10 protein-coding genes are annotated in these 14,678 nt (G+C 69.3%); 4 read left to right on the top strand and 6 right to left on the bottom strand.

Annotation, left to right across the window (positions count from 1 at the left end; genetic code table 11):
* Positions 1-36: 36 nt before the first annotated feature.
* Together C6570_RS14435 and C6570_RS14430 are read right to left on the bottom strand one after the other, a co-directional pair.
* Entirely contained in the window at positions 37-843 is an 807-nt protein-coding gene (locus C6570_RS14435; RefSeq protein ID WP_106703841.1) for an alpha/beta hydrolase-fold protein, read from the bottom strand.
* Between the two features lie 59 nt (positions 844-902).
* A complete protein-coding gene (locus C6570_RS14430) occupies positions 903-1,667 on the bottom strand; it encodes a class I SAM-dependent methyltransferase (protein ID WP_106703840.1) in 765 nt (254 codons plus the stop codon).
* 121 nt (positions 1,668-1,788) lie between these two features.
* Between C6570_RS14430 and C6570_RS14425 the strand changes: the two genes are divergently transcribed.
* Complete coding sequence (locus C6570_RS14425; protein ID WP_245896206.1) at positions 1,789-2,985, top strand: MFS transporter; 1,197 nt, start codon at positions 1,789-1,791, stop codon at positions 2,983-2,985.
* 164 nt (positions 2,986-3,149) lie between these two features.
* Here the strand turns inward: C6570_RS14425 and C6570_RS14420 are convergent, their stop codons facing one another.
* Positions 3,150-5,597, bottom strand: a complete 2,448-nt coding sequence (locus tag C6570_RS14420) for a sodium-translocating pyrophosphatase (protein ID WP_106703838.1) — start codon at positions 5,595-5,597, stop codon at positions 3,150-3,152.
* A 253-nt stretch (positions 5,598-5,850) separates the two neighbouring features.
* On the opposite strand from C6570_RS14420, the gene ppa reads away from it, so the two are divergent.
* Entirely contained in the window at positions 5,851-6,378 is a 528-nt protein-coding gene (ppa, locus tag C6570_RS14415; RefSeq protein ID WP_106703837.1) for an inorganic diphosphatase, read from the top strand.
* A 127-nt stretch (positions 6,379-6,505) separates the two neighbouring features.
* Here ppa and C6570_RS14410 read toward each other — a convergent pair whose 3' ends face one another.
* The 3 genes from C6570_RS14410 to C6570_RS14400 form a co-directional block, all read right to left on the bottom strand.
* Entirely contained in the window at positions 6,506-8,272 is a 1,767-nt protein-coding gene (locus tag C6570_RS14410; protein ID WP_106703836.1) for an IPTL-CTERM sorting domain-containing protein, read from the bottom strand.
* A gap of 325 nt (positions 8,273-8,597) precedes the next feature.
* A complete protein-coding gene (locus C6570_RS14405) occupies positions 8,598-9,641 on the bottom strand; it encodes an IPTL-CTERM sorting domain-containing protein (protein ID WP_164675549.1) in 1,044 nt (347 codons plus the stop codon).
* A 592-nt stretch (positions 9,642-10,233) separates the two neighbouring features.
* Positions 10,234-11,172: a DMT family transporter gene (locus C6570_RS14400; RefSeq protein ID WP_106703834.1), complete on the bottom strand. Its 939-nt coding sequence runs from the start codon at positions 11,170-11,172 to the stop codon at positions 10,234-10,236.
* A 515-nt stretch (positions 11,173-11,687) separates the two neighbouring features.
* On the opposite strand from C6570_RS14400, the gene C6570_RS14395 reads away from it, so the two are divergent.
* Both C6570_RS14395 and C6570_RS14390 read left to right on the top strand, forming a co-directional pair.
* Positions 11,688-13,238, top strand: coding sequence for a DUF2868 domain-containing protein (locus tag C6570_RS14395; protein WP_106703833.1), 1,551 nt, complete (start codon positions 11,688-11,690; stop codon positions 13,236-13,238).
* On the top strand, positions 13,235-14,632 hold the full coding sequence (locus C6570_RS14390; RefSeq protein WP_106703832.1) for a GTPase/DUF3482 domain-containing protein: 1,398 nt from the start codon (positions 13,235-13,237) through the stop codon (positions 14,630-14,632). The genes C6570_RS14395 and C6570_RS14390 overlap by 4 nt, the downstream gene beginning before the upstream one ends.
* Positions 14,633-14,678: the final 46 nt, after the last annotated feature.

Raw genomic sequence — 14,678 nt, 5'->3', positions numbered from 1 at the left:
GCGGCGGCTGCCAGGCGGCGCGGTGCAGGCGCGCGCTCAGCTATTGGCGCCAGGCGTGTGAAACGGGTGCCGATCGAGAAACTCGCCCCACAGGCGCTGCCACGGCGCCCAGGTGTGGCCGCCGTCGGTTACCAGCACGTGCTCAGGCGGCAGGGTGGCGGCAATCAGCCGGTTGCTGGCGACAAAGCGGTCGCTGTCGCCGTAGCCGATCCACAGAGGCGGTTGGGGTGCGTTGGGCGAGAGTGCGCGTTCGCGCAACCAGCGCCACAGGGCCAGGTCGTGCGCGTCGGCACCATCCAGCCGGCCATCCCAAGCGCGAAGGCCGCCCGCCTGTCCAATGGCGGCGGGCAAGTCGCGACGCCCGAGGAAGGCGGCCATCACGAACAGGCCGTCCACCAGCTGCGGGTGCTGCTGCGCAAACAGCAAGGCGCCGTAGCCACCCAGCGAAATGCCCACCAGCCAGATGCGCGCGTAGCCCTCGGCCCGGGCGGGCGCCACCACCTCGTGCAGCAGGCGGTCGGTGATTTGCTGGGCGGTGTAGTAGCCGGTGTGTGCGTCCAGCAAAAGCAGGTCGACGGGCAACTGCCGCTGCCGCACCGCCTGCACGAAGCCCTGGTGCTGGAAATCCTGCGGGGTGTCGTAGGCGCCGGGCAGCAGCACGAGCAGCGTGTCGGCGCGCTGGCCGGGCACGGCCGGTTCAAGCAGGCGGTCCATGCGGGCGCCTAGCGGGCGGATGGGCGGCATGCAGCCGGCCAGCGCCAGCGCACCGGCCAGGGCCGCGCACAGGCAGGCGCGGCGTGAGCAAGTTGCGGGCAGGGCGGCTGGGCTGGCGACGGCGGGCATGGCGCTGCGGCATCTGCATCTGCATTGGCGGGGGGCGGACGCTGCGCTGCGCGCGGGCTTCAGCCCGGCTTGCGGGCACGGTATTCCGAGAAGGTGCCCAGCTCGACGTACCGATCCACGTTCTCCAGCCCGGCGGTGCGCAGGGTTTGCATGATGCTGGCCGGTGGCGCGCAGGCTTCGATGCTGTCCCAGTAGTAGCGCCAGATCTTCGGGGTGTGCGTGCCCGACCCCGACAGCCATGCCGCCAGCGGCACCCAGCCGCGCATGTAGCCCTTGAGCAGCGCCGTGCCCAGGCGACCCTCGGGCTTAGTGATTTCCAGAATGCACAACCGCCCACCGGGCTTGAGCACGCGGTGGAATTCGCGGAACGCCGCGCTCAGGTCGCCAATGTGGCGCAGCGCGTAGCCCATGCTGATGAAGTCGGCGCTGTTGTCGGGCAGCGGGATGCGTTCGGCCTTGCCCTCGACCAGCTTGACTTTCTGCGCCAGCGGGCTGGCGCCCATCATGGCGGGGCTGGGGTCCACGCCCGTCAGCAGGGCGGGGTCGCCAATGATGGCAATCGCCTGCTGCGCCACCAGCCCGGTGCCAAAGCCCACATCCACCACCTGCATGCCGGGTGCCAGGCCGGCGCGCTTGAGCGCCTGGCGCCGGTACCACGGGCCGGTGCCCAGCGCCAGCATGCGTTCGACCTTGTCGTAGTCGGTGGCGGTGGAGTCAAAAATCTCGCGCAGGAATCCGGCGCGCTCGGCCTCGGTGCGGTAGTACGCCTCGATGGGCTGGTGGGGTTCGCGCACGGGGTCGCGCGCCGGTTCGGGTTGGTTCATGCACGGGGGCCGCGTGGGGCGCGGCAATAGTTGGGCAGGGTTGTACCACGCCCGCCAAGGCCTTCCCGCATACGATGGGCGCCTTGCCGCCCGCCGGCTACCCTGCGAAAGCTGCCCCGTCTTGCCCCCTGAACCAGACCCCCGCGCCGCCGCCCGCCGCAAGTTGCCCGCCGGCATCTGGGCGCTGGGCTTCGTCAGCCTCTTGATGGACATCTCCTCCGAGATGATCCACGCGCTGCTGCCGCTCTTCATGGTGGGCACGCTGGGTATCAGCGTGGCGCTGGTGGGCCTGCTGGAGGGCCTGGCGGAAGCCACGGCGTTGATGCTCAAGGTGTTCTCCGGCGCGATCAGCGACTGGTTTGGCCGCCGCAAGCCCCTGGCCGTGCTGGGCTACGGGCTGGGCGCGCTCAGCAAGCCGCTGTTTGCGCTGGCTTCGGGGCCGGGCTTGATCGTGACCGGGCGCCTGCTGGACCGCGTGGGCAAGGGCATTCGCGGCGCCCCGCGCGACGCGCTGGTGGCCGACATCGCCCCGCCCGAGCAGCGCGGCGCCGCGTTCGGCCTGCGTCAGTCACTGGACACGGTGGGCGCCTTCATCGGCCCGTTGCTGGCCGTGGGGCTGATGCTGCTGTGGGCCAACGACTACCGCGCGGTGTTCGCGGTGGCGGTGGTTCCGGCGGTGCTGTCGGTGCTGGTGCTGATTTGGGGCGTGAAGGAGCCACCGCGCCCCGCTGGCGCGGCGCGCACCAACCCGATTTCGCGTGCGAACCTGCGGCGGCTGCCGCGCGCGTACTGGGCGGTGGTGGGCGTGGGCGCGGTGTTCACGCTGGCGCGCTTTTCTGAAGCCTTTCTGGTGCTTCGCGCCCAGCAGCTGGGCGTGGCGGTGGCGCTGGTGCCCCTGGTGATGGTGGCAATGAACGGCGTGTATTCGCTGTGCGCCTACCCGTTCGGCCGCTTGTCAGACCGCGTGTCGCACCGCGCGCTGCTGCTGGGCGGCATGGCGGTGCTGATCGCCGCGGACGTCGTGCTGGCGCTGGCCACGCATTGGGGCGGGCTGCTGTGGGGTGTGGCGCTGTGGGGCGTGCACATGGGGATGACTCAGGGTCTGCTGGCCACCATGGTGGCCCACACCGCGCCGGCCGATTTGCGTGGCACGGGGTTCGGCATGTTCAACCTGGTCAGCGGCGTGGCGCTGCTGGCGGCCAGCGTGGTGGCGGGGCTGCTGTGGGAATACGCGGGCCCGGCCTGGACGTTTGCCGCCGGCGCGCTGTTCAGCTTGCTGGCCATGCTGGCGCTGCTGGGGCGGCGCGAGCAGCGGTGAGGTCGGCGGCGGCGCGCGTGGCGTGGCGCCAGCGGTTGGGTGTGTTTTAGCCCTCTAGCGCCGGTGCTGCCTGCGGTGGCAGCTATTAAAAGCATAGTTCTTGCCTGCGCAGGAGAAAGAGCGGCCAAGGCCGCCCCATGCCCCGGCGACCGCGATGCAGCCGGTCAGCGCAGCGTCACGTCCACTCGCCGCGCCTGCGCGCCGCTGCCCGCCTGAATGTCGGCTGGCTTGACCAGCTCGATCCGGTCGTCCGGCACGCCCAGGGTCTTGAGCAGATCGCGCACCGCCAAGGCGCGCTGCCGGGCGATCTGCTCATTGGCGGCGGCGCTGCCGGTGCTGTCCACATAGCCGCTGATCACCGCCGTGCGCCCCGCCTGCACGCCGCTGGCGATCACGGCCAGCGCGCGCCCGCCGTCGGGGTGCGGGCTGGCCTGGCCAGTGGCGAAGTAAAAGCGCACCACCTCGCCTTCGACCTGCACCGAATCGGCGTCTGGCTGCGCGGCCATGCCGGCCGGTGCGGGGGTGATCACCGCGCTGGGGGCTGCGCTGCCGGGGTGCAGCTGCACCACCAGCGGCACGATCAGCAGCGCCACGATGTTGATGATCTTGATCAGCGGGTTCACCGCCGGGCCGGCCGTGTCCTTGTACGGGTCGCCCACGGTGTCGCCGGTCACGGCCGCCTTGTGGGCTTCGCTGCCCTTGCCGCCGTGGTGGCCGTCCTCGATGTATTTCTTGGCGTTGTCCCACGCGCCGCCGCCCGTGCACATGCTGATGGCCACGAACAGCCCGGTGACGATGGTGCCCATCAGCAGGCCGCCCAGCGCCTGCGGCCCCAGCAGCAGGCCCACGGCGATGGGCGCCACCACCGGCAGCAGGCTGGGCACCATCATTTCCTTGATGGCGGCGCTGGTCAGCATGCTGACGGCGCGGCCGTACTCGGGCTTGGCCTGGCCGGTCATGATGCCGGGAATGTCACGAAACTGGCGGCGCACCTCTTGCACCACGCTGCCTGCGGCGCGGCCCACCGCCTCCATCGCCATGGCGCCGAACAGGTAGGGAATCAGCCCGCCGATGAACAGGCCCACGATCACCATCGGGTTCGACAAATCAAAGCTGACGTGCGCGCCCAGCACGCCCAGCTTGTGCGTGTAGTCGGCAAACAGCACCAGCGCGGCCAGCCCGGCCGAGCCGATGGCGTAGCCCTTGGTCACCGCCTTGGTGGTGTTGCCCACCGCGTCCAGCGGGTCGGTGATGGCACGCACGCTGGCGGGCATCTCGGCCATTTCGGCGATGCCGCCCGCGTTGTCGGTGATGGGGCCGTAGGCGTCCAGCGCGACGACGATGCCCGCCATGCTGAGCATCGACGTGGCCGCCACCGCCACGCCGTACAGCCCGCCCAGCCCGTACGAGGCCACAATCGCCGCGCACACCAGCAGCACCGGCCACGCGGTGGACTTCATGCTGACCCCGATGCCCGCTATGATGTTGGTAGCGTGTCCCGTCGTGCTGGCCTGCGCTACATGCTTCACGGGCTTGTATTGCGTGCCGGTGTAGTACTCGGTCACCCACACCAGCCCGGCCGTCAGCACCAAGCCCACCGCGCAGGCGCCAAACAGGCGCATCACGCTGCCGCTGGGCGCGATGGCGCTGTCTGGAATGATCCAGGCGGTGACGAAGTAAAACGCGATCAGCGACAGCACGCCCGCCACCGCCAGGCCCTTGTACAGCGCGGGCATCACGTTCTTCATGCCCGCCGACGCCTTGACAAAGAAGGTGCCGATGATTGACGCCACGATGCTCACCGCGCCCAGCGCCAGCGGGTACATCACAGCCTGCATTTGCCCGCCGGTGACCAGCAGGGCGCCCAGCACCATCGTGGCGATCAGCGTCACGGCGTAGGTTTCAAACAAGTCGGCGGCCATGCCAGCGCAGTCGCCCACGTTGTCGCCCACGTTGTCGGCGATCACGGCGGGGTTGCGCGGGTCGTCCTCGGGGATGCCTGCCTCTACCTTGCCCACCAGGTCGGCGCCCACGTCGGCGCCCTTGGTGAAGATGCCGCCGCCCAGGCGCGCAAAGATCGAAATCAGCGACGAGCCAAAGGCAAAGCCGATCAACGGGTTCAGCAGCACCGCCAGCGGCGTGGTGGTGCCGGTGCCGCGCGACAGCAGAAACCACGCAAAGCCCGCCACGCCCAGCAGCCCCAGGCCCACCACCAGCATCCCGGTGATCGCCCCGCCGCGAAAGGCCACCTGCAGCGCCGGGCCCATGCCCCGCGTGGCCGCCTGCGCCGTGCGCACGTTGGCGCGCACCGACACGTTCATGCCGATGAAGCCGCAGGCGCCCGACAGTACCGCGCCGACGACGAAGCCCGCCGCCGTGGTCAGGTCGATGGCCAGCGCAATCAGCACCGCCAGCACCACGCCGACGATGGCAATCGCCAGGTACTGGCGCGCCAGGTACGCCGCCGCACCCGTCTGGATGGCCGCGGCGATTTCCTGCATGCGGGCGTTGCCCGCGTCCTGCGAAAGAATCCAGTGGCGCGCCCACAGCCCGTAGGCCACGGCAATCACCCCGCAGACAAGCGCCAGGGTCAGCGCTGAAGTCGTGTTCATGGGAAGCTCCTTACTCAAAAGCGGTTGCGCTTCAGAAGGAGAGGGCGGGCGCGCTGGCCGAGGAATGAGGGCAACGCAACCGGTCTCCTCCGCTGCGTTGCTTCCTCGTCGCCGGGCGGGCCGGCTGGGCGATTGGCCAACGGCCGCAATTTAGCCTGAAAACACGACAAACCCAAGCTGCAAGGGGCGCGAAAGTAAAATCTGGCCTGATCGTGGGCTACCGCCCACCCCTTCAAGAACGGAAAACCAACGCATGTCGCTCGAGAAAGTCACCCCCGGCAAGAAAGCCCCGGAAGAGTTCAACGTGGTCATCGAAATCCCGATGAATTCCGACCCCATCAAGTACGAGGTGGACAAGGAATCCGGCGCGCTGTTCGTCGACCGGTTCATGACCACCGCCATGTACTACCCGACCAACTACGGCTATGTGCCGCAGACCCTGTCGGGCGACGGCGACCCGGTGGACGTGCTGGTCATCACCCCCTACCCGCTGCAGTCGGGCGTGGTGGTTACCTGCCGCGCGCTGGGCATTCTGATGATGGAAGACGAAGCCGGCGTGGACGGCAAGGTGCTGGCCGTGCCCACCGACAAAATCCTGCCCATCTACAGCCACTGGAAGAAAGCCGACGACGTGAACGTGATGCGCCTGAAGGCCATCACCCACTTCTTCGAGCACTACAAAGACCTGGAAGCCGGCAAGTGGGTCAAGGTGCTGGGCTGGGAAGGCCCCGAAGCCGCCCACAAGGAAATCGCCGACGGCATGGCAGCCTACAAGAAGTAAGTGCCGAATTGGCTGCTAGCGCTGGTTAGACAAGCGCTGGCAGCTATCAAAAACAAAGCGCCTGCGGCTTCAGATGCCGCAGGCGCTTTGCTTTGGGGCGGCGCGCTGCATGCGCCGGGCTGGCCCGTCAGGCCGCTCGTCGCAGGCGCCGTGCACCCAGGCCCGCCGCACCCAGGCCCAGCAGCATCAGCGCCCACTGGCTCAGCGTCGGTATGGCCACCGTGAATACGGCCGCCACGGAGGCAGGCCCCGTCACATTGCTCAGCGTGCAGGTGTTGCCCGTACCCACCTGGGTGCAGCCCGTGAAGCCGCTCAGCAGATAACCCGCTGCCGGCGTGGCTGTGCAAGTGACGTTGCCGCCATGGGTGACCGGGTTGGGCGTGCACGTCAGCGTGCCATTGGGGTCATTCGCGGCAGTGATCGTGTAGGTCGCCAGGGCAAACGTGGCCGACACCGTGGCGGGCGCCGTCACGTTGGTCAGCGTGCAGGTGTTGCCCGTACCCACGCGGGTGCAACCGCCGGAGAAGCTGGTCACGGCATAGCCCGCTGCCGGCGTGGCCGTGCAAGTCACGTTGCCGCCGTGGGCGGCAGGGTTGGGCGCGCAAGCCAGCGTGCCGTTGCTGGGTGGGGTGATGGTGATCGGGTAGGTGATCTGGGCAAACGTGGCAGAGACCGTGGCCGGCGCTGTCACGTTGGTCAACTGGCAGTCATTGGTGGTGCCTACGCGGGTGCAGGCGCCAGAGAAGCTGGCCAAGGTGTAACCCGTGGCGGGTGTGGCGGTGCAGGTGGCGCTGCTGCCGTGGTTCACGGGGTTGGGCGTGCAGGCCAGCGTGCCGTTGCTGGGCAGCGTGATGGTGATCGGGTAGGTGATCTGGGCAAACGTGGCAGACACCGTGGCCGGCGCCGTCACGTTGGTCAACTGGCAGTCATTGGTGGTGCCTACGCGGGTGCAGGCGCCAGAGAAGCTGGCCAAGGTGTAACCCGTGGCGGGTGTGGCGGTGCAGGTGGCGCTGCTGCCGTGGTTCACGGGGTTGGGCGTGCAGGCCAGCGTGCCGTTGCTGGGCAGCGTGATGGTGATCGGGTAGGTGATGGGCGCAAACGTGGCCGACACCGTGGCCGGTGCGGTCACGTTGGTCAACTGACAGTCATTGGTGGTGCCTACGCGGGTGCAGCCGGTGAAGCTGGCCACGAAGTAGCCCGGGGCGGGCGTGACCGTGCAGGTGGCGTTGGTGCCGTTGGGCACCAGGGTGGGCGCGCAAGACATCGTGCCGTTGACTGGCGCGGGGGCCACGGTGATCGCGTGCACCGTGCCCAGGGTGTAGTTCACGTCATCCAGCGCGAAGTGCTCCCAACCGCCACCGCCCCCTTGATAGCCTGGGTGCTGCCTGCCACCCGAGGCAGAGAAAACCACCCGATCCACGTTGACCATGCCGGTGAAGTTGACCAGTGTGGCGGCGCTGGCGCTGGGCGTAAAGGTCAGTACCTGGACGCTGGCCCCGCTGCGAAACGCCTCTACACGTACCTGAAGGCCGTCGTTCCAGGCCGCCGTCAGGTAGGCGCTGTTGAGCGTGAAGACGCCGCCGCCAGAGCGCGTGACCTGGTTGACGACAGATGGGGCGCCCAATATCACATTGGGCTGGGAGCGCGTCGCCGGGCGGTATCCGTTGTTGGTGGGGGTGCCGTAGCCGCTGGAATTCAGGCAAAGAAAGTTCGTCCACGTGAGACCGCCCGTGTTGGCGGGAACCGGGGATGCGGTGTTGGCGCTCGAACAGGTAAGCCCATCAAAGTTCTGCGTCATGGTCTGGGCCTGGGCCGGCGCGGCGACCAGCAGCGACAGGCCGCAGGCCAGCAGGGCGGAGCGAAGCCAGGGGGCGGATATCGATCGAAGGCGCATGAAAGGGCTCGCTGAAGGCGGAGGTTGGTGAAAGGGCGCACCGAATCCAGGACGGCCGCGGCGCTGGCTGGCGGGTTCGGTGTCAGCGAAGGTAAGCAAGTAAACCGCCTGTGTCTATCGCTGAAATTGGGTAATTTGCGGGGTTGGCGCAACCGCGTGGGGTGCGCGACCCGGCAGCGCTTGGCGCTGAAGTTGGGTTATGAAATTGCCCTTCAGCGCTGGTTGGACAAGCGCTGGCAGCTATCAAAAACAAAGCGCCTGCGGCTTCAGATGCCGCAGGCGCTTTGTCTTTGGGGCGGCGCGCTGCGCGCGCCGGGCTGGTCCGTCAGGCCGCTCGTCGCAGGCGCCGCGCGCCCAGGCCCGCCGCACCCAGGCCCAGCAGCATCAGCGCCCACTGGCTCAGCGTCGGTATGGCCACCGTGAAGACGGCCGCCACGGTGGCAGGCCCCGTCACGTTGGTCAGCGTGCAGGTGTTGCCCGTGCCCACCTGGGTGCAGCCCGTGAAGCCGCTCAGCGGATAACCCGCTGCCGGCGTGGCCATGCAGGTCACATTGCCGCCGTGGGTGACCGGGTTGGGCGTGCACGTCAGCGTGCCATTGGGGTCATTCGCGGCAGTGATCGTGTAGGTCGCCAGGGCAAATGTGGCCGACACCGTGGCGGGCGCCGTCACGTTGGTCAACTGGCAGTCATTGGAGGTGCCTACGCGGGTGCAGCCGCTGAAGGTGCTCACTTGATAACCGGGGGCGGGTGTGGCGGTGCAGGTGGCGCTGCTGCCGTGGTTCACGGGGTTGGGCGTGCAGGCCAGCGTGCCGTTGCTGGGCGGGGTGATGGTGATCGGGTAGGTGATCGGGGTAAAAGTGGCAGACACCGTGGCGGGCGCCGTCACGTTGGTCAACTGGCAGTCATTGGAGGTGCCTACGCGGGTGCAGCCGCTGAAGGTGCTCACTTGATAACCGGGGGCGGGTGTGGCAGTGCAGGTGGCGTTGGTGCCGTTGGGTACCAGGGTGGGCGTGCAAGACAGCGTGCCGTTGATCGGCGCAGGGGCCACGGTGATGGCGTGCGCCGTGACCAGGGTGTAGTTCACGTCGTCCAGTACAAAGTGCGTGGTATTGCCGCTGCCCACGTAGCCTGGGTGGAGCGTGCCACCTGCGGATGAGAAAACGACCCGATCCACGTTGACCATGCCGGGGAATGTGACCAGCGTGGCGGTGGTGGCGCTGGGCGTAAAGGTCAGCACCTGGACGCTGGCCCCGCTGCGGAACGCCTCTACCCTGACCTGAAGCCCGTCGTTCCAGGCCGCCGTCAGGTAGGCGCTGTTGAGCGTGAAGACGCCGCCGCCAAAGGGGGTTACCTGCGCTGGTTGGAACATTGGGGAGCTGAAAATGATATTGGGCGCGGACTGGGTTCCCGGACGGTACCCGTTCTCGGTGGCGGTGCCGAAGCTGCTCCCATTCAAGCAAAGAAAGTTCGTCCACGTTAGACCGCCCGTGTTGGCGGGAATCGCCGTGCCGCTAGTGCTCGAACAGGTAAGCCCATCAAAGTTCTGCGTCATGGTCTGTACCTGGGCGGGCGCGGCGGCCAGCAGCGACAGGCCGCAGGCCAGCAGGGCGGTGCGAAACCAGGAGGCGGATAGGGATCGAAGGCGCATGAAAGGGCTCGCTGACGGCTGACGGTGGTGAAAGGGCCTGCCCGACGCAGGCCAGGCGTGGCGCTGGCTGGCGGGCTGGGTGTCAGCAAAGGTAAACAGGTTGACAGCCTGTGTTTATCACTGAAATTGGGTAATTTGAGGGACTGGCGCAACCGCGTGGGGTGCGCGACCCGGCAGCGCTTGGCGCTGAAGTTGGGTTATGAAATTGCCCTTCAGCGCTGGTTAGACAAGCGTTGGCAGCTATTTAAACAGTAGCAAACCAATCCCGAGCAGGCCTTGCCAGCCTGGGCGCACGGCCCGTTCGCCCGCGTGGTCATCCGCCGCGCCGCACCCCCAGCCGCTCAGCCACCCCAATGCCGCCCAGCACCATCACCAGCGCAACCACGTGGTAGGCATGCATCGGCTCGCCCAGCAGCAGCACGGCCAGGGCGGGGCCGAAGACGGGGTTCAGGTTCAGGAACACGCTGGCGCGCGCCGGGCCCAGCAGTTCCACCCCGCGGATGAAGAAGATCTGCGACACGAACGACGGCATCAGCCCCACGTACAGCACGATCAGCCAGCCCAGCGGCGTGGGCCAGAAAAAGCGCCCGGCCAGCACCTCGGCCGCCAGCAGCGGCAGCGACACCAGCGCCGCCACGCTCGCTACGGCGGCAAAGAAGACCAGCGGCGGCACGGCCGGGCGGCTGCGCAGGCCCAGCGTGTAGCCCGCGTACAGCAGCGAAGCGAGCAAGATGGCCACATCGCCCGCGTTGAAGGCCATCGCCGCCAGCGCGCCCCATTGCCCGCGCGACGCCACGATGGCCACGCCCGCCAGAGTGACGGCCACGCCCAGCATCTGCAGTGGCACCACGCGCAGCCGCAGAAACAGCGCGCCGCCCAGCAGCACCAGCACCGGAATCACGCCCTGGATCAGCGCCAGGTTCACCGCACTGGTGTGGTGCGCCGCTGCGTAGAACAGCGCATTGAACGCGGTGTAGCCGCAAGTGCCCATCAGCAGCAGGTAGCGCCAGCGCGGCCGCAGCACCGGCCAGTGCGCCATCACCTGCCGCCGCGCCACCACCCACAGCGCCACGCAGGCGATGGACCAGCGCGCGGTGGTCAGCATCATGGGCGACACCTGGCCCACCGCCAGCCGCGCCGCGACGGCGTTGCTGCCCCAGATCAGCGTGGTGAGGATCAGCAGCAGCGCCGGGCGCTGGCTGAGCCAATGCCACAGGCCGCCGGGGCTGAGGTGGGCGCGAGGAGCGGACATGCGCGCGAGGGTAGCAGCGCAGGGCTGCGGGCGCGGTCGCTTGCGCGCGTGGCGGCCGCCGGGGAGGGGGCGAGCCGCGCGCTATCGGCGATGGCCAGGGGTGCCCGCATGGGCGGCGGGTGTGCGACGGGTATGGGGCGGGTCTGCGGCGGGCGTGGCGATGGGCTGGCGGGCCTAGTCAGATCGCGCCGCGTGTGCCTATTCGCTTGGCTGTGCCTTTTTAGCGTCGGTGAGGCACGGCTGGGCAAATCGAACCACTTGCAAGAAGTAGATCAAGGCCAGAAGCAGATACGGGACAGGGAGTGCATGGCCCAAGGCGGTCACGGCGAGGCGGTGGTGCGCCAGCCTCTGCCAGATCAGGCGGCTGGGCCGTGTTCAGGTAGAGAGGTTGCGAGTCAAAAGCCCTTCCAGCGCTTGCCCGTAGAGCGCTGGACGCTATGCAATTCGCAGCAAATCCGACGGGGCACGCACGCCGCCGCACGCCGCCGGGCGCGCGGGATAATCCCGCGAACCCTATGACCGCAGCCCCCACCGACCACGCCACCTCTGCCGCCGCGCCGCCCAGCCCGCTTGCCACCGCGCTGGTGCTGGACGCCGTGCAGCGCATTGAAGCGGCGGGCCCGCTGGACGACGCCAGCGCGCTGCAGCAGGCGTTTCACACCCAGCCGACCCGCGCCGCGCAGGTGCGCCAGCGTGCGTGGCTGCTGGGGCAGCGCCTGGGCCTGCAGGCTGAGCTGGCCCGCTGGCGCCCGGTGGGCTGGGGCGTGCTGCTGGCCCTGGCTGCCCTGGTCGCGCTGGCCAGCCTGGGCACGGCGCGCGCGGTGCTGGGCGAGGGGCGCAGCATCAACGCGGTGGCGGCCTTCGTCAGCCTGCTGGGGCTGCACCTGCTCACCCTGCTGATCTGGTTGGTGGGCGCGGTGGCGTCGGGCGGCGGCGCGGGCTCCTGGCTGGGGCGGCTGGCGCTGTGGCTGACGGCGCGGCTGCCGCCGGACCGGGGGCCGCATTCGCTCACGCTGCTGCAGTCGGCCACGGCGCTGCTGTCGCGCCAGCGCCTGCTGGCGTGGCTGACGGGCGCCATCAGCCACGGGATCTGGACCATCGCCTTCGCGCTGATGCTGGCGGTGCTGGCCTTTGGCTTTGCCTTTCACGCCTACCAGCTGACGTGGGAAACCACCATCCTCAGCCCCGCTTTTTTTGAGCGCTTTGTGCAAATCACCGGCGCGCTGCCCGGCCTGCTGGGCTTTCCCGTGCCCGACGCCGCCGCCGTGCAGCGCATGGGCACCGTGGGCGGGCAGGCCGCTGCGGGCGGCGCCGCGCAGAGCGACTGGGCCTGGTGGCTGATGGGCTGCGTGCTGGTCTATGGCCTGCTGCCGCGCGCGCTGCTGGCGGCCTTCAGCATCGCGCGCTGGCGCGCCGGGGCACGCCGCATGGCCGAGGTGGACATGGCCGACCCGTACGTGCGCCGCATCGTGCAGCGCCTGGACGCGCTGGAGCCACCACCCCAGGTGATCGACCCCGAACACCGCCCCACCGCCGCCGCCACGCCCGCCCCGGCGCTGGGCCCACCGGGCGCGCCCGGTTCGCTGGCGGTGATCGGCTTCGAGCTGCCGCCCGAGCAAGCCTGGCCCGCGCCCGGCCTGCCGCCCACGCCCGCCGGGTCGGCCGCGCCCCTGCGCGTGTCGGGCAGCGCGGCTGAGCGACAACAGGCGCTGGCCCAGCTGGCGGCCACGCGGCCCGAATCGCTGCTGCTGGTGGTGCACGCGCCATCCAGCCCCGACCGGGGCACCGCCCGCTTTGTGCGCGAGGCCGCCCGCCAGGCCGGGCGCGTGGCGCTGTGGCCGGTGGCTGCCGCCGCGCCCAGCGCCGCAGGTGAAGGCGCGAGCGCGGGGGGCGAAACCCCCGCCGATACCCCCGCCATCGCCCGCTGGCAGCGCTGGCTGCAATCAGAAGGTTTTTCGGCGCTGGCGATGGTGCCATCTGCGCCAGCAGCTACGAATTGGATAGCGCAAGCTACCCCGCAACACCAACCCGAACCCCACGCGGCATCGCCCGCACCCACGCCATGAGCCCCGAGCCGCTGCGCATCGCCATCGTCGGCCACACCAACGCGGGCAAAACCTCGCTGCTGCGCACACTGACGCGCAACGTCGACTTTGGCGAAGTGTCTGACCGCCCCGGCACCACGCGCCACGCCGAAGCCATCGACCTGCGGCTGGACGGCCGCGTGGCGGTGCGCTTCATCGACACGCCGGGGCTGGAGGATTCGGTCGCGCTGCTCGACTACTTGCAACAGCTGCCCGGCGAATCGCGCCCGGCCAAGGTGCGCGCCTTTCTGGCCGGCCCCGAGGCGCGCGCCAGCTTCGAGCAGGAAGCCAAAGTGCTGCGCGCCCTGATGGATGAGGCCGACGCCGCCATGCTGGTCATCGACACGCGCGAGCCGGTGCTGCCCAAGTTCCGCGCCGAAATCGAGGCGCTGACCTGGTGCGCCAAGCCCGTCATGCCCGTGCTCAACTTCATGCGCTATGTGAACAGCCGCAGCGCCGAATGGCACCAGGCGCTGCTGGAAAGCGGCCTGCACGCGCGGGTCGAATTTGACGCGGTGGCGCCCTTCAACGGCTCAGAACACCAGCTCTACAGCGACCTGGCCACGCTGCTGCCCGCGCGCCGCCAGCAGCTGGCGGGCATCGTCGACGCACTGGCCCAGCAGGCCCGCGAGCGCCGCCTGGCCGCCTGCCGCGTGATCGCCAGCACCCTGATCGACGTAGCCGCCATGCGCCGCGCACTGCCCGCCGAAGAATTCGCCGACGAGGCGCGGCAAAAAGCCTTTGTGCGCGCCTTTCAGGACGACGTGCGCCGCCACGCCCGCCACGCCACCGATGAGCTGCTGGCCGTCTTCGCCTTTCGCGCAACCGACGCCGAACTGGCCGAGCTGCCCCAACTGGCCGGCCGCTGGGAAGACGACCTGTTCAACCCTGAGCTGCTCAAGGCCGCGGGCAAGCGCCTGGGCCTGGGCGCCATGATCGGCGCGGGCCTGGGCGCCGTGGCCGACGTGGCCATGGCCGGCCTGTCGCTGGGCGCCGCCACCACGCTGGGTGCCACCATCGGCGGCGCCGCATCGGGCGGCTGGCGCCCCCTGTGGCGCAAGCTGGAAAACCGCCTGAACGGCGTGCAAGAGCTGACGGTGGAAGACCCCGTGCTGCTGCTGCTGGTCGACCACCTGCTCGATCTGGCCCGTGCACTGGAGCAGCGCGGCCACGCCGCCGTGGCCCGGCTACAAGTGGACGACGCGCATGTCGACGACGGCCTGCAGAACGTGGTGCGCGCCCTCAGCCAGGCGCGCGGCCACCCGGATTGGGAGCGTGGCCATGGTCACAAAGGCGGGTCGCATGCAGACCGCGAAGCGCTGGTACGGCAGCTGGAAGAGCGGTTTGCGGCAGGCAGCGGATGGACACAAATCTGACCGGTGGATGACGGCGGCGCCTTCTATAGTGGAGGCTCATAAGGGG

The sequence above is a fragment of the Ottowia oryzae genome (genome assembly GCF_003008535.1).
GTDB classification, from domain to species: domain Bacteria; phylum Pseudomonadota; class Gammaproteobacteria; order Burkholderiales; family Burkholderiaceae_C; genus Ottowia; species Ottowia oryzae.
This window is presented reverse-complemented; position numbering and strand designations above follow the sequence as displayed.

Coding starts and splice junctions, on each gene's coding strand:
- C6570_RS14435 (WP_106703841.1), bottom strand. CDS start 843: ATGCCCGCCGTCGCCAGCCCAGCCGCCCTGCCCGCAACTTGCTCACGC.
- C6570_RS14430 (WP_106703840.1), bottom strand. CDS start 1,667: ATGAACCAACCCGAACCGGCGCGCGACCCCGTGCGCGAACCCCACCAG.
- C6570_RS14420 (WP_106703838.1), bottom strand. CDS start 5,597: ATGAACACGACTTCAGCGCTGACCCTGGCGCTTGTCTGCGGGGTGATT.
- ppa (WP_106703837.1), top strand. CDS start 5,851: ATGTCGCTCGAGAAAGTCACCCCCGGCAAGAAAGCCCCGGAAGAGTTC.
- C6570_RS14410 (WP_106703836.1), bottom strand. CDS start 8,272: ATGCGCCTTCGATCGATATCCGCCCCCTGGCTTCGCTCCGCCCTGCTG.
- C6570_RS14405 (WP_164675549.1), bottom strand. CDS start 9,641: ATGTTCCAACCAGCGCAGGTAACCCCCTTTGGCGGCGGCGTCTTCACG.
- C6570_RS14400 (WP_106703834.1), bottom strand. CDS start 11,172: ATGTCCGCTCCTCGCGCCCACCTCAGCCCCGGCGGCCTGTGGCATTGG.
- C6570_RS14395 (WP_106703833.1), top strand. CDS start 11,688: ATGACCGCAGCCCCCACCGACCACGCCACCTCTGCCGCCGCGCCGCCC.
- C6570_RS14390 (WP_106703832.1), top strand. CDS start 13,235: ATGAGCCCCGAGCCGCTGCGCATCGCCATCGTCGGCCACACCAACGCG.